The organism is Nonomuraea sp. KM90, assembly GCF_052246675.1.
Lineage (GTDB): Bacteria > Actinomycetota > Actinomycetes > Streptosporangiales > Streptosporangiaceae > Nonomuraea.
On the sequence record NZ_JBQQCB010000014.1, the window covers coordinates 1 to 15,181 of the forward strand.

Below are 15,181 nucleotides of genomic sequence, written 5' to 3' on the forward strand. Positions count from 1 at the left end.
ATCGTCCAGCTCGGCGCGGGCCTGTCGATCAGCCCCCGGGACGCCGGCCCGGGACTCGTGCGAGCCCTGGCCCGGCGCCTGCTCGACGAGCCGCGCTTCATGGCCGCGGCGGACCGCCTGCAGGTCGCCCAGCGCGACGCCGGCGGCTACGCGCGCGCCGCCGACGAGCTCGAGCGCTACCTGCACCGCAGCGGCCGGGCCGACCGGCCGGCCCCGGCGGATTCGCCGCAGGAGCGGTGAGCGATGTCACCCCTCGTGATCATCCTGCTGCTGCTGGCCGGGCTGTCCGAGGCCATCGGACGGCTCCTGCCCCTGATCGCCCGCCGGCCCCGCACGTCGCGGCCCCAGCTGATCCCGCTCCTGCTGATCGGCGCCGTCGTCGAGGGCGCGGTGTTCGCGCTGTGGCCGCTGACCGCGTGGACGCTCGCCGAGCTGATGCTGTCCGCGCCCCTGTCCGGCGGCGCCGCGTTCACCTGGACACCCGACCTGGTCGTTCCGCTGCTGCTCGCCGCCGTCCTCGCGTTCCCGCTGCTCGGGCCGCTGCTGCACCTGCTGCTGCTCGTGGCGGTCGGCGCCGGCCTGGTGGCCCCGCTCGCCGCGGCGACGGGGCTGGGCTGGTGGGCCGCCGCGGGCTGCGTGGCCGTCGCCGGATTCGGGCTCGGCATCGCCGTCGAGGTGGTCCGTCGCCTGGTGGTGCAGATCAGCGCCATCACCGGGATGCGGGAGCCGGTCACATGACGGAGTTCCCGCTCCTGGTCCTGGTGCTCGGCCCGGTCCTGCTCGCCGAGGCGCTGCTCGCCCGGTACGAGGTGCTGGCGTACGCCGCCGGCTGGCGGGCTCCCACCACCGAGCTCCCGCGGGGCATGCCCTATGCCCGCGGTGCGGACCCGGACCGCCCGCCGGCGGCGTACCTGGTCTATCTGGACGGCATCGGCAAACGGCGCTTCCGCGACACCCGCGACGGGGGCAAGCTGGTCGAGGCCCTGATCGCCGGGGCGCCGGAGCTGCGGGTGCTGGGCCAGGTGCAGCCCTACTCCCCGGTGGCCGCCCCGCTGGTCAACCGGCCCGTGTGGGAGTGGCTCCGCCACCACATCGAGCTGCTGCTGTTCCTGCACAACGTCGTGCAGATCTTCGTCGCCGCCGACCACCGGTACCGTCCGCTGTACAACCGCGCCGTGGGCGTCCAGATCGCCGACCAGCTGCGCCGGGCCGGCTACCGGCCCGGCAGCGGCATACCCGTGGTGCTGCTCAGCTACAGCGGCGGCGCGCAGGTCGCCATCGGCGCGGTCGCCGAGCTGCACGCCCGGTTGCGTGCCCAGCTGCTGCTGATCACTCTCGGTGGGTTCCACAACGGCGCCAACGATCTCACCCACGCCGACCACCTGTACCAGCTCACCAGTGACCACGACTGGATCGAGCGGGTGTGCACCTGGCTCTTCCCTCAGCGCTGGCAGCTGTTCCGCCGCAGCGCGTGGAACAGGGCCCGCCGCGACGGGAGAATCACCACGCGGTCGCTCGACCCGGCCACCCACGTCGGCCGGCACAGCTACATCAGCCCGGAGGCGCGACTGCCCGACGGCCGCAGCCACCTGGACCGCACCACCGACACCGTGATCGCCCTCATCCGCGCCCACTGCGGAGCCCGGAACGCGGCCCGGTCAAGGACTGGTCAGAGCGGTTCGCGCGGCGGCTGGGTGCCGATCGTGCCCGGCGCGGCGGGCGAGCGCGAGCACGCAGCCGAGCGTGAGGACGAGCAGGGCGATGTAGTACCCCACGACCGGCCAGTGGCTGCCGCCGCCGCTGATCAGCAGCCACTGGGCGACCAGCGGGGTGGAACCCCCGATGATCGTGCTGCAGAGCTGGTAGGCGACGGAGATGCCGGTGTAGCGGACGCGTACGGGGAACGCCTGGGCCAGGAAGCCGGCGAGCAACGCGTAGTACGAGGCCCCGGTGACCACGCTGAGCGCGAGCGCGACCCCGATCAGGAATCCGTCCCGGGTCGTGATGAGCAGGAACATCGGGACGGCGACCAGGATGTTCGCGGTCAGGGCGCCCGCCATGACGCGTACGGCGCCGGCCCTGCGGGCGATGAGGGCGGCGACAGGCTGCCAGAGGAACTGCAGGACGAAGGTGACCAGCAGGATGTCCAGCATCATCTGCCGGGGAATGCCGAGGTCGGTGGTGGCCCACGACACGAGGAACGTGTTCGTGAAGTAGGCCGCGGAGATCCCCAGCGCGCTCGCCCCGATACCGAGCGCGACCAGCGGCCACGCCGTCCGGAACAACGTCACGAGAGGCAGCCGGACGGCCGGCTCCGCCTCGCGAGCCGCGCGGAACTCGGCGGACTCGTGCACCGTGATCCGGATCACCAGTCCGATCACCACGAGGAGCGCTGACAGCAGGAACGGCACGCGCCAGCCCCACTGCAGGAAGGCGTCGTCGGGCATCCGCCCCACCACGAGGAAGGCCAGGGTGGCCAGGATGGCGCCGGCGGGCGAGCCCTGCTGCACCCACGCGCCGGCCATGCCGCGGCGGCCCTGGGCGGCGTTCTCGGTGGCCATCAGGACGGCCCCGCCCCATTCGCCGCCCACCGCGATGCCCTGCAGCGCGCGAAGCAGGACGAGCAGCAGCGGCGCCGTGTACCCGATGGACGCGTACGTGGGCAGGACGCCGATCAGCGTGGTGGCCGATCCCATCAGGATCAGCGTGACGACCAGGACGTTCTTGCGCCCAATGCGGTCACCGAGGTGCCCGAACACGATGCCGCCGAGCGGACGGGTCAGGAAGCCGACCCAGAACGTGGCGAATGCCGCCAGCGTCCCGGTTCCGCTGTCGGCCTCGGGGAAGAACAGGGTGCCGAAGACCAGGGCCGAAGCGGTGCCGTAGATGAAGAAGTCGTACCACTCGACCGCCGTGCCGATGAACGAGGCGATCGTGGCGCGTCGGCTCTGACGCGAAGCGAGCGTGCCGTCAGGCATGGGAGGGATCCTTCTGAGGAGGGCAGGGGGGAACACCGGGCGCGGCAGGTGCGAGCACGTCCATGGTGTCGACGCGCTCCCCCGGAGCACGGCAGCCTGACCGGTCTGTGCGGTCTGCATAGTCTGCGCGACCCCAAGCGACACAGTCCAGTACCTGTCGCACCCGGGGATCCCGGACGTCAGGTCGCGGCCACGACGTCCTCCAGCAACGACGTGCGGATCTGCTTGCGGGACACGATGCCGAGCTTCACGAACACCTTGCGCAAGTGCCATTCGACCGTGTGCGGGCTGATGAACAGCTGGGAGCCGATCTCGAGGTTCGTCAGCCCGTCACCGGCCAGGCGGGCGATCTGCGCCTCCTGAGCGGTCAACGTGGTGCCCACCCGGGCGGAGCGCCGGCCCGCCTTCTCGCCCGTCCCCTGCAGCTCACGGCAGGCACGTTTCGTGAACCCCTCGGCGCCCATCTGGCAGAACATCTCATACGCGCTGCCCAGCTGCTCGCGCGCGTCGGCCCGGCGGTTCTCCCGGCGCAGCCACTCACCGTAGAGCAGCCGGGCGCGGGCGTGGGCGATCCGGACCTCGGTGCGGCCGAGCCGCTCGATCGCCTCCTGGTACAGCGCCTCGGCGGCAGGTCCCTCGCTCACCTGGGCCCGCACGCTCGCGGACGTGCCCAGGGCCCAGTCGGTGCCACTGGCCCGGGCCAGCTCGTCGAGCCGCTCGGCGGCCTGGGCCGCGCGGGCCGGTCTTCCGCTCCGGGTCGCGGCCTCGACGAGCTCGACCAAGGACCTGATGAACGCTCCCCCGAGCTCCTGCGGGTGCTCGCAACCTCGCTCGGCCGCGGCGTACGCCTCCTCGTAGCGGCCCAGGCCGTTGCTGAGCACCGCGGTCGCCCACTGGGTGGCGGTCGCCACCTTGCCCTCCCCGCGCAGGGCGGTCTCTCGCGTGACCGCCTCGATCGCCTGCCGCGTCGCGATCTCCCGGCCCCGCCACGGCTCGAACACCAGGGCCGCGTACTGGGCCAGGAAGCGGCTGCCCGTCACCTCACCGATCGCCTGCGCCTCGGCGACCAGCGCGTCGGCGTCGGCGAACTCGCCGGCGAGGGCCCGGTTCGACACGCGCAGCAGGAGAGCCGACGGCAGCACCGACAGCGTCCCCGTCTCGCGGGCCAGGTCGACCAGCCGGGCCGAGAGCACCGACCAGCTGTCGAAGTCCCAGACGTTGTGGGCCAGGCGGCAGGCGAACGGGAGCCAGCCCAGCCTCTCTTCCCGGGAGACCTCGTCGGTACGGAAAGCCTCAAGAGCCCGCAGCGCCACCGGCACACCCGCCGCATAACCGTCAGTGGCTACCAGGGCAAAGGCGTTCAGGAGCAGGTCGGCCCGCTCCGGCGCGGGTCCGGGAGGCGCGGCCAGGGTCGCCCTGGCGACGTCCGCCAGGCGCGGGCCGTCCGGCAGGCGGCCGGCCGTGATGACCGCGAGCAGCGCGTCGCGGTAGGACTCGCGGGCCAGCCCCGGGTCCAGCGGCTCGAGCCGCCCGGCCGCTTCGAGCAGCAGCGGCAGGGCGGTACTGGCGCTGGTGGAGGCGAACATGATCTGACCGCGCAGGAGGTGGGCACTGGCACGTTCGCGCTCGTCCAGGGGGCTCAGCGTCGCCGCGTCGAGCAGTCCGAGCGCGGCGTCGTACCCGCCGGCCCGGTACTTGGCCCGGGCCGCCGCCAGCGTCCTGCCACCGCGGCGGGCGGGATCGGGGGTGAGCTGGGCCGCCCGTTCCAGGAACGTCGCCGCCGCCGCGACGCCGCTGCGGGCCTGCGCCCGCTCGGCCGAGCGGGCCAGCTCGGCGGCCACCGTCTCGTCGGGACCGGCGGTGGCGTTGGCCAGGTGCCACGCCCGGCGTTCGGGGTCGGCCCGCGGATCCGTCGCGTCCGCCAGCGCCTGGTGCACGCGCTGACGGTCTTCCGGCGTCGCCGCCCGGTAGGCGGCCGAACGCACCAGCGGATGGAGGAAGCGGACCCGGGTCCCGATGGTGATCAGCCCCGCCGACTCGGCCGGCGCGGCGGCGCTCTCCTCGATGCCCAGTGTCTCGACGGCCCTGGCCAGCAGGGTCACGTCGCCCACGGGCTCGGCCGCCGCGACCAGCAGCAGCTGCCGTGTCCGGGCCGGCAACGACTCGACCTGGCGCAGGAAGCTCAGCTCGATCCGGCCGGCCGATGGTGCGTCGGGCCGGCCGTACCCGGCGGCCAGCTCCGCCGGCGCCAAGCCACGGGGCAACTCCAGCAGGGCCAGCGGGTTGCCCTGCGACTCGGCGACGATCCGGTCCCTGACCCGCCCGTCCAGCCGCCCGGGAGTCACGGAGTCGAGCAGGGCGCGGGCGTCGCCGTCGCTCAGCCGCCCCACCTCGAGCTGCGGCAGCCCCGCCAGCACCTGCCGCAGGCCGGGCTCGCGCACCGCGATCACCAGCCCGATCCGCTCGGAGAGCAGGCGACGCGCGACGAACGCCAGGGCCTGCGCCGAGACCGGGTCCAGCCGCTGGGCGTCATCGATCAGGCAGACCAGCGGCTCCTTCTCGGCCACGTCGGCGAGCAGGCTGAGCACCGCCAGCCCGACCAGGAAACGGTCCGGCGGCGAGCCCGCGCTCAGCCCGAACGCCGTCTCCAGCGCGTCGCGCCGCGGCTTCGGCAGGCGATGGAGGCGGTCGAGGAACGGGGCACAGAGCTGGTGCAACCCGCTGAAGGCCAGCTCCATCTCCGACTCCACGCCCGCCGCCAGGGCGACCCGGCAGCCGGCCGCGCTGCCCCGCGTGTACTCCAGCAGCGCCGTCTTCCCGATGCCGGCCTCGCCCCGCAACACCAGGACCGCACTTGAGCTGCGCCCGGCCTGCACCGTGGCCACGAGCTGATCCAGCCTCTCGCACTCGAACTTCCGGCCATACAGCCGCACCTGGGTTCACCCCTCCCTCGGCCCGCCGTCGGACGCCCACCGCCGACACCATGTACTGTGGCCGGGCAGGTGCCGCGCTCGCCTCGGGGTGACCCTGGTCCGATCCCTAGTGGGCACTGGGGCACCCCCCAGGGATACCGGCCGGCGCGCTGAAACTCGTGTCCCCTGACCGGATCGTCCGCACCGCGTCCACGTGATGCATAATTGCGACAGCCCAAAATGACCGGGTCTGGCCCACTTGACCTGCGCGGTGGTGGTGAATGTCGAGCAGCGCTCCTCGACACGAGCTGCTTGGCCGGCGTGACGAGTGCGAGACGCTCGACCGGTTGCTCGCGGGCGCCAGGGCGGGCGAGAGCCAGGTCATGGTGCTGCGCGGCGAGGCGGGGGTCGGCAAGTCCGCGCTGGTGGACTACCTGGTGGCGAACGCGACGGAGTGCCAGACCCTGCGCGCCGCCGGCGTCGAGTCGGAGATGGAGCTGGCGTTCGCCGGGCTGCACCAGCTGTGCCTCCCGCTGATGGGGCAGATCGACCGCCTCCCCGGCCCGCAGCGCGATGCCCTGGCCGTCGCGTTCGGCCTCAGCGCGGGCAGCGCGCCGGACCGTTTCCTGGTCGGGTTGGCGGTGCTCAGCCTGCTGGCCGAGGCGGCGGAGGAGCAGCCGCTCGTCTGCGTGGTGGACGACGCGCAGTGGCTCGACCAGGTCTCCGCGCAGACGCTGGCCTTCGTCGCGCGCCGGCTGCTCGCCGAGCGGGTGGCGCTCGTGTTCGCGGTGCGGGTGCCGACGCCCGGTCCGGGCGCTGACCGGTTCCGGGGGCTGCGGGAGCTGGTGGTCCGGGGGCTGCGCGACGACGACGCACGGGCGCTGCTGGACGCGGTGGTCCCCGGGCGGCTGGACGTGCGGGTCAGGGACCGGATCGTCGCCGAGACGCGCGGTAACCCGCTGGCCCTGCTGGAGTTGCCGCGCGGGCTGACGGTGGCCGAGCTGGCCGGTGGGTTCGGGTGGCCCGACGCGCGGCCGCTGGCGAGTCAGATCGAGCAGAGTTTCGTGCGGCGTATCGGGGCGCTGCCGGGTGCGGCGCAACGGCTGCTGCTGGCGGCGGCCGCCGAGCCGGTGGGGGACGTCCTGCTGTTGCGGCGGGTGGCCGAGCGGCTCGGCATCGGGACGGACGCCGCGACGGCGGCCGAGGCGGCGGGCCTGATCGAGTTCGGCACGCTGGCGCGGTTCCGTCATCCGCTGGTGCGCTCGGCGGCTTACCGGGCGGCGGATCCCGGAGAACGCCAGGACGTGCATCGTGCGCTGGCCGAGGCCACCGATCCCGAGTCCGATCCGGATCGCCGGGCCTGGCATCGCGCTCACGCGGCGGTCGAACCCGACGAGGCCGTGGCCGGTGAGCTGGAGCGCTCGGCCGACCGGGCCCAGGCGCGCGGCGGTGTCGCGGCGGCGGCCGCGTTCCTGAAGCGGGCGACCGAGCTGACGCCCGATCCGGCCAGGCGCGGCGCGAGGGCGGTGGCCGCGGCGCAGGCCACCTTCGAGGCCGGGGCCCCGGACGCGGCGCTCGACCTCCTCGTCGCCGCGGAGCTGTGCCCGCTGGACGAGCTCCAGCACGGGCGGCTGGCCCGCCTCCGCACCCAGATCGTCTTCGCGCGCAGGCGCGGCGGCGAGGCGGTGCCGTTGCTGCTCGACGCGGCCGACCGGCTGGAGCGGGTGGACGAGGGACAGGCGCGCGAGGCGTACCTCGAAGCCATCGGATCAGCGGTCTTCGCCGGCCGGCTGGGCGAACGCGGTGCACTCCGGAAGGTGGCCGAGGCCGCCCGCGCCGCACCGCCGGGACCGCGACCACCGCGGCCGGCCGACGCACTTCTCGACGGCCTGGCGACACGCTTCGCCGAGGGCTACGTCGAAGGGGCGCCGCTGTTGAAGCGCGCGCTGCGGGCGTTCCGGAAGGAGGCCGGGAACAACGGGGACGACGTCATGCGCTGGCTCTGGCTGACCTGGCTGGTCGCCGGTGACATGTGGGACGACGAGGCGTGGCACGAACTGACCACGCACGCGGTCCGGACGGCTCGCGAGACCGGCGCGCTCAACTTCCTCCCCCTGTCCCTCACCTACCGCGCGGCCGTGCACGTGCACGCCGGGGAGTTCGACGCGGCCGCGACGCTGGTCGAGGAGTCCACCGCGATCTTGAAGGTGACCGGTAACGCGTACCTCGGTTACGCCTCGATGCTGCTCCTCATCATGCGTGGCGAGGATGCCCAGGCGTGGACAGTGCTCGACGCCCGTGCCGAGTGGGCGTCGAGCAGCTGGGGTGAGGGGCGATCGATCGGGGGGCGGCACTACATGAACGCGGTGCTGTACAACAGTCTCGGTCAGTACGAGGCCGCCCTGGCCAGTGCGGAAGGGGCGTGCGAGCACGAGGATCTGGGGGTCTACGGTTTCTCCCTCGTCGAGCTCGTCGAGGCGGCCACCCGCTCCGACGCCCCGGAATCGGCCGCGACCGCCCTGCGGCAGATCGAGGAACGAGCCACCGCCAGCGGCACGAACTGGGCCCTCGGCCTGCTGGCCCGCTCGAGGGCGCTGCTGTCCGGCGGCCAGTCCGCCGAGCCGCTGTACCGCGAGGCCATCGAGCACCTCCAGCGCAGCCGGTGCACCGTCGACCTCGCCCGCGCCCACCTGGTGTACGGCGAGTGGCTGCGTCGCGAGAACCGGCGCGTGGACGCGCGCGAGCACCTGCGCATCGCCCATGAGATGCTGCAGCGGTTCGGCGCCAAGGCCTTCGCCGAGCGCGCCGGTCGCGAGCTCCTGGCCACCGGCGAGACCGTCCGCAAGCGCACCGCCGACTCACCGGACCGGCTCACCGCTCAGGAGGGCCAGATCGCCCGCCTGGCCCGGGCCGGCCTGTCGAACTCCGAGATCGCCGCCCAGTTGTTCCTCAGCCCGCGCACCGTCGAGTATCACCTGGGCAAGGTGTTCACCAAGCTCGCCATCACCTCCCGTCATCAACTCCCGCAGGCCCTGCCCGACCAGGACCAGAACCGTCCGTGAGCCCGGGGAGCACGTCATCCGGCTTTCACGGCGTTCCCGGCGGGTGCCCGCGCCGGGGCCGGGACGGCGTGACCGCCGCCCCGGCCCGTCGCGAGGCGTCAGAACGTGCCGGTCGTGGTGCCGGCGCTGCCGCTCGCCGGGGTCGTGAGCACGGTGTTGCCGCCCGGCTGCCACTGGTCGGCGGTGTCGGGGAAGTTCGCCTCCTGCCGCTTGACGCACTTCCACTCGATCGTGGTGTTGGGCGGGAGCTTGCCGATCGTGCCCGTCCAGGTCGGGTAGGCGGTCGGCGACAGCTTGACGGCGCCGGCCACCGACCACGCTCCGAGCTGGGGCGCGCCGCCGACCGCGTAGACCGACTGGCCGGGCGTGGTGGTGCCGTTGTGGCAGGTGAACGTGGCCGACACCGGCGCCTGGCCGAGCGTGAACGCGAACGTCTTGGCCGTCGTGACGGCCGTGCCCGCCGACTTGGCGACGACGAGGTTGCCGCCCGCGTTGTACCAGCCGCTGGCGGCCGCGTCGAAGGCGGCCTTGGTGGCGTGCTGGGTCAGCGGGCTGCCGTTCAGCGTGACGGCCGAGGCCTGGGTGTCGGTGACGAGCTCGACGACGTTCTGCCTGCTGCCCGGAGCGCCGGTGTAGGTGCCGCTGGAGGCGGCCACCGTGACGGTCGCCGTGCCGCCGGTGAGCTGCTGGCTGATCTGCGTCGTCCGGACGGCGCCGGACCGGTACCCCGTCGAGGCCCCGTCGTCCTCGTAGAGCGTGAAGCTCGTGGCCGCGGCGTCGGGGTGGACGCGGGCGATCAGCTCGTTCCTGGTGGTGGCGTCGGTTCGCCTGCCCACGACGTTCATGGTCTTGTCGTCCACGTGCATCTTGGGCAGGATCGCGCCCGCCCGGGCGAAGGCCGGCAGCCGGAAGACGCCGTTCACCCACAGCGGCCGGTCGGTGAACCACTGGCCGGTGCTGGTCAGCTTCTCGCCCGTGGCGTAGTCGTACCAGGTGCCGGCGGGGAGGTAGACGTCCCGCGCGCGCTCGCCCGCACCCGCCACCACCCCGACCAGCAGGTCGCGGCCGATGAGCTTCTCGTGGCCGGCCTCGCGCAGGTTCGGGTCGTTCTGGTAGTAGTACGCCGGCGGCGGCACGACGGGCTCGCCGAACCGGTGGGCCCGGTGAGCCAGCGAGTAGTAGTAGGGCGCCAGCTCGTAGCGCTGCCGGAGGTTGGCGAGGTTGCTGGCGGTATGCCCGATCTTGTCGGGTGAGGTCTGCGCGCAGTTGCACAGGTTCTCGGTGTGCGGGCGCACCGGCACCTCGAACCACGCGCCGTTGGCGAACCACTGCGTGTAGAGCTCGTTCAGGTCGGAGTCGAGCATCTCCCGGCGGAAGCCGCCGATGTCGGAGCCGTAGTAGTCGATGCCCGACATCGACATGTGCAGCTGCGCGTTCTGCTGCTGGGCGAGCGCGGTCAGCCTGGAGCCGATGTCGGCCGACCACATGGCCACGCCGTGCCGCTGCATGCCCGCCGCGCCGGAGCGGGCCAGCATGAACGGGCGCTTGGTGCCGGAGCTGTAGCCGCGGGCGATGCTCTCGGCCCACTTGAGGTTGTAGACGTTGTGGTAGTCGGCGTGGGCGTGCTTGCCGGGCAGCACGCCGGAGGTCCAGTCGCCGGCGTCGTACATCTCCGGCTCGCCGAGGTCGAGCCAGTGGCCCTGCACCCCGGCGTCCACCAGCGGCCGGCGCTTGACGGCGTGCCAGTGGTCGCCCGCGGCGTCCTGGGTCCAGTCGATCATGCCGCCCCGGCCCCACCAGTCGTTGGTGGTCAGGTAAACGGGCGCGCAGGCCGCGCACCCCGCCCGCACGAGATACCCGCGGGAGGCCAGGTCGGCGTGCTCGGGCAGGTTCCTGCCGACGTAGGACTCCTCGATCGTCATCAGGCCGACGCCCTTGTTCGCCTGGAAGTCGGCGATGGTGGCCGACGGGTTGGGGAAGGCGGCGGTGTCCCAGGTGAGGGAACCCATCCTGGTGTTGTCGGAGCCGGCCGTCACCCCGCCGAACCACGGCAGGTCGAGGACGAAGCCGTCCACCGGGAACTTCGCCGCGCGCAGCCCCGAGAGCCGGTTGTCGATCTCGGCCCAGTTGTCGTAGCCGAACTCCGACACCCACAGGCCGAACGCCTTCTTCGGCGGCACCGGCGGCCGGCCCGTCAGCTCCATGTAGTCCTTGCGCAGGTCGGGCAGGTCCGGCCCGGTCATGGTGTACCACCTGAGCTGGTCGCCCCAGGTGTCGACCGTCCACGGGTCGCCGGTCAGGTTCCACTCCTGCTTGTAGACCTGGTCGAGCAGCAGGCCGTAGTTGAGGTTCGCGCCTCCGACCGCGAAGAGGACGGGGATCTGGGCGTTGCCCACCGGGCCGTTGTCGCCGTCGTACACCATGGCGTTGCCGTACAGGCCGCCCGGGGTGCGGCTGCGGCCCACCCAGTCGCCGTCGGCGCTGCCGCCCGTGAAGAACTGCTCCCCCAGCCCGTACGCGTGCTGGATCGAGCCCTTGCTGATCGACAGGCCCTTCCACGCCTGGGCCAGGTTGCGCGGGCACGCCTCGTACAGCAGCCGGGCCGGGTCGGACACCTTCACGCACAGCGTGCCGGCCGTCACCTCGACCTTCATGGCCGCCGTGGTGAGGGTGTTGCCCGACTGGTTGAAGGTGGAAGGCCCGGTGTAGTCGGTCTTGGCCACCTGCGGCGTGGTGAAGAGGGGCGAGCCGGTGCCCGGGGACGTGCCGCCGGCCAGCTCGAAGTGCACCAGGTCGTCGTCCAGGAACTCGACGATCAGGTAGGTGGAGCCGCTGGTGAACTGCACCCGCTGGACCGCCGCCACGGCGGGCGGCGCGACCAGCAGGGGCAGGAACAGGGCGGTCAGCAGGACGATCGCACGTGTTGTCATGGCCGGGCCACCACCAGGTTGTCGAGGTTGATCCCACCGGTGTTCGAGGCGTCGTACGCGATCTTGACGGTGTGGGCGCCCGTGGTGAGCGAGGTGGTCAGCGCGGCCGTGCCCCAGGTGTCCCAGTTGGCGAGGGCGGGCAGCGAGAGCGTGCCCGCGGCGACGCCGTCCACATAGACCGTCCGGGTGGCGGCCACCGTGCTGGAGTAGCGGAACCTGAGCTGATGGCTGCCCGCCGCGTCCGCCTTGACGTGGAACGTCACCGCGTCCCCGGAGGTGGCGAACCCGTCGGTGAAGCCGGTTCCGGTGTAGCCGGCGTGGTCGGTGTTGGTGGAGGTGCCGGCGCCGGTGGCGAACTCGGACTCGTAGGCCGCCTTGTCCACGCCGTTGAGCGTGACGGTGCGGCCGGCCGCGGCGCTCGCCAGCTTGACGTGGGTGAGCTGCTGCACCGGGTCCCACCACCAGCCCTCGGACGCGGCCTTGAGGTCGGCGAGGCTCGCCCGGGCGGTCGCGCCGGTCACCGACGCCGGCTTCGTGCTCGCGACCTGCAGCGTGCTGGTCGTGGTGAGCGCGGGCACGGTGACGGCCACCGTGTGAGCGGCCCAGTTCTCGGCCGAGTTGATCGTGCGGGTGGCGTTCGCGGAGTCCTCGAAGTAGGCGTACGACGTCGAGCCCGAGGGATAGATGCGGAAGGTCAGGTTCGGGTAGGTGTCCACGCTGTTGCCGATCTCGCCGCCGAGCTGGTAGTCGGCGTTGAGGTTGAGCGGGACGATCGCGCCCGGCCTGGCGTAGACCGGGATGGTGTCCAGGCCGGCGTTGTAGGTCTTGGTGCCGGGCCCGGTGAAGCGGCCCCCGTTCCACAGGTCGTACCACTCGCCCGCGGGCAGGTAGACGTTCTTGGCGGTGGCGCCCTGCGTGGTGATCGGCGCCACGAGGAGCTGCGACCCGAACAGGTACTGCTGGTCGTGCCCCGCCGCCGCCGCGTCGCCGGGGAAGGCGAAGCTCATGGCCCGCATCATCGGCACGCCCGTCGTGGAGCCGGCCCTGGCCTCGGTGTAGAGGTACGGGATGAGGTTCATCCGCACGTTGGCGAACTTGCGGAAGGTGGGCACCACGCTCGTGTTCCCGGTGCGGGCCTGTACGTTCCACGGCGTACGGGCCTCCGAGACGCCGGGGTTGGCCTTCTCCGAGTGGTACTGCATGATCGGCGAGAACGTGGCCTGCGCCGTCGAGCGCAGGTAGAGCTCGGCGCCGGGGAAGTCGCCGGTGAAACCCGCCAGGTCCCACGCCGTGTACGGCACGCCCGACTGCCCCGCGCTGAGCTGGGCCCGCACGGCCTCCTGGAAGGCGGAGAAGCTGGAGTTCTGGTCACCCGCCCAGAAGATCGACGTGGTCTGGGCGCCGGTCGTGCCCGCCCGGCTGAAGATCGTGCCGCCGGGCTTCTTGCCCTTGACGTAGGTGTTGTAGGCGCCGGTGTAGCTGTTGGGGTAGGCGTTGTGCATCTCGTCGCCCTTGCGGCCGTCGGCGAACTGCACGCCCCTGCCGAAGACGGCCTCGCTGCCGTCGGTCTTGAAGCCGTCCACGCCGACCTCGTCGATGAGGTAGTCGCGCTTGCTCATCCACCAGTTCGTCGCGGCCGCGCTGGTGAAGTCGGGGATCATGCTGTCGCCGAACCACTGGCCGGTCGGGATGCGGTAGGGGCCGTTGGCCGCGTTCTTGGCGACGTATCCCTGCGCCTGCGCGTACGCCTTGTCGTTGAGGTGCTGCTGCGGCGCGGTGGGCGGGTTGGTGTCGAAGTTCTCCTTGAGCACGGGGATCTGCCAGAGGATCATCCTGATCCCCTTGCTGTGGGCATTGGCGACCATGGCCTTCGGGTCCTGCCACGCGCTGCCCGCCGGGAACGTCAGGTCCCCGTACGCCGGCTTGCCGCTGCCGGGCTTGGCCGTGTACGTGGCGCCGTGCCAGAGGTAGAACGTGGCCTCGTCGCTCCACTGCTCCAGCACCATCGCGGTGTGCGGGATCTTGTACGTCTCCACGTTCGCCAGCTCGGCGTTCACCTCGGCCTGGGTGTTCCACTCGTTGGCCGACATCCACACCCCGAACGCCCACTTCGGCGGAAGCTGGGGCCGCCCGGTGACCGCCGTGTAGTCGTCCACGATCTCTGCCGGGGTGCCGGCGAAGAAGTGGTAGTCGAGCGTCGAGTTCAGCCCGCCGCCGGTGTCCACGGTGAAGCCGGCCAGGTCGTTCAGGTGCGTGCCGAGATTGAAGCTCGCGTAGCGGGTGCCGGTGACGTGCACGCCGTACCCGGCCGAGTTCAGGAAGAACGGCACGCTCAGGTAGGTGCGCCGGGTGGCGCCCTGGTCCCGGTACTGGTTGTAGACGTAGTTGTGCACGTCGGTGCCGCGCTGGTCGAGCCGGTCGTAGCGCTCGCCGAAGCCTTCGAAGCGCTCGCCGGGCGGCGACAGGAAGTGGTCCTCGATCTTCGTGATCGTGGTGGCGCCGTCGCTGGCCCAGCCGATGTTGCGGAACGTGGCGGGGTCGTACTGGCGGGTGATCAGGGTCGTGCCGTCGCCCTTGTAGACCGCCAGCCGGTACGGCGACTTCTGGATCTTGAGGACGAGCGAGCTGGTGGAGATCGTCAACGTGCTCGCGGAGTTCGTCACCGTGTAGCCGGAGACGCCGGAGATGTTGAGGCCGGATCCGCTGGGGGCGATCTGCGTGCGGAACCGGTCGAGCGCGGGGAAGGCGAAGCGGATCTTCGGCGTGAAGCTCCCCGCGCTGTCACCGGTCGTGACGTCCACCGACGTGCCGTTGTTCACGAACCCGGTCACGTTCGTCACCGTGCTCCACGAGGTGACCGTGAACGCGAACGGCCCGACGCTCTTCTGGCCGCCCCCGTTCACGTCGGCGTTGACCGTGTAGGAGATCTTGTCGCCCCGGGCGAACGTGCCGAGGTTGATCCTCCAGTAGCTGTTGTTGCCGCTGTTGTGGTCCCAAGCGGCGCCCACCGGGGTCTGGCCGACCCCGTTCCTGGTCCAGGTGACCCAGACGGTCTGGCCGGGCTCGATCGGCCAGGTCGTCGCGTTGATCTCGACCGGCTCACCGGCCATCGGGTCGCGCGGGACCCGTTCGGTGGGCTCGCTGGAGTAGAGGTCGTCGATTCCGGTCGGGTTGTGGTGGATGCCGTCCAGGGCGTAGGCAGGGACGGACACCAGGGAGGTGAGCAGGACGAGCGCCGTGACGGTGGCGACCGACCGTAACCAACTCATCGGGGTGTGCTCCTCTCAAGCAGCGACCAC

At 72.1% G+C, this 15,181-nt stretch carries 7 protein-coding genes; 3 read left to right on the plus strand and 4 right to left on the minus strand.

All coding sequences use genetic code 11. From position 1 onward, the window contains the following. Positions 1–240 (plus strand): hypothetical protein (locus ACTWPW_RS17545; RefSeq protein WP_443169272.1); only part of this gene is annotated, 240 nt, incomplete at its 5' end. Between the two features lie 3 nt (positions 241–243). Continuing rightward, on the plus strand, positions 244–738 hold the full coding sequence (locus ACTWPW_RS17550) for a hypothetical protein (protein ID WP_443169273.1): 495 nt from the start codon (positions 244–246) through the stop codon (positions 736–738). 920 nt (positions 739–1,658) lie between these two features. Here the strand turns inward: ACTWPW_RS17550 and ACTWPW_RS17555 are convergent. Both ACTWPW_RS17555 and ACTWPW_RS17560 read right to left on the minus strand, forming a co-directional pair. After that, positions 1,659–2,978: an MFS transporter gene (locus ACTWPW_RS17555; RefSeq protein WP_375110962.1), complete on the minus strand. Its 1,320-nt coding sequence runs from the start codon at positions 2,976–2,978 to the stop codon at positions 1,659–1,661. A gap of 179 nt (positions 2,979–3,157) precedes the next feature. Then, positions 3,158–5,911: an ATP-binding protein gene (locus tag ACTWPW_RS17560; RefSeq protein WP_443169274.1), complete on the minus strand. Its 2,754-nt coding sequence runs from the start codon at positions 5,909–5,911 to the stop codon at positions 3,158–3,160. Between the two features lie 260 nt (positions 5,912–6,171). Here ACTWPW_RS17560 and ACTWPW_RS17565 point away from each other — a divergent pair, with 260 nt between their 5' ends. After that, on the plus strand, positions 6,172–8,952 hold the full coding sequence (locus tag ACTWPW_RS17565) for an AAA family ATPase (protein ID WP_443169275.1): 2,781 nt from the start codon (positions 6,172–6,174) through the stop codon (positions 8,950–8,952). A gap of 98 nt (positions 8,953–9,050) precedes the next feature. Here ACTWPW_RS17565 and ACTWPW_RS17570 read toward each other — a convergent pair whose 3' ends face one another. Together ACTWPW_RS17570 and ACTWPW_RS17575 are read right to left on the minus strand one after the other, a co-directional pair. Then, positions 9,051–11,882 carry a TIM-barrel domain-containing protein gene (locus tag ACTWPW_RS17570; RefSeq protein ID WP_443169276.1) on the minus strand — a complete coding sequence of 944 codons (2,832 nt, stop codon included), beginning with the start codon at positions 11,880–11,882 and terminating at the stop codon, positions 9,051–9,053. Then, the gene (locus ACTWPW_RS17575; RefSeq protein WP_443169277.1) at positions 11,879–15,151 is read right to left on the minus strand and encodes a TIM-barrel domain-containing protein; all 3,273 of its coding nucleotides are present in this window, start codon (positions 15,149–15,151) and stop codon (positions 11,879–11,881) included. The genes ACTWPW_RS17570 and ACTWPW_RS17575 overlap by 4 nt, the downstream gene beginning before the upstream one ends. Positions 15,152–15,181 lie beyond the last annotated feature (30 nt).

Excerpts from the sequence above, each read along its gene's own strand:
- ACTWPW_RS17550 (WP_443169273.1), top strand. The coding sequence starts at position 244 with ATGTCACCCCTCGTGATCATCCTGCTGCTGCTGGCCGGGCTGTCCGAG.
- ACTWPW_RS17555 (WP_375110962.1), bottom strand. The coding sequence starts at position 2,978 with ATGCCTGACGGCACGCTCGCTTCGCGTCAGAGCCGACGCGCCACGATC.
- ACTWPW_RS17565 (WP_443169275.1), top strand. The coding sequence starts at position 6,172 with ATGTCGAGCAGCGCTCCTCGACACGAGCTGCTTGGCCGGCGTGACGAG.
- ACTWPW_RS17570 (WP_443169276.1), bottom strand. The coding sequence starts at position 11,882 with ATGACAACACGTGCGATCGTCCTGCTGACCGCCCTGTTCCTGCCCCTG.
- ACTWPW_RS17575 (WP_443169277.1), bottom strand. The coding sequence starts at position 15,151 with ATGAGTTGGTTACGGTCGGTCGCCACCGTCACGGCGCTCGTCCTGCTC.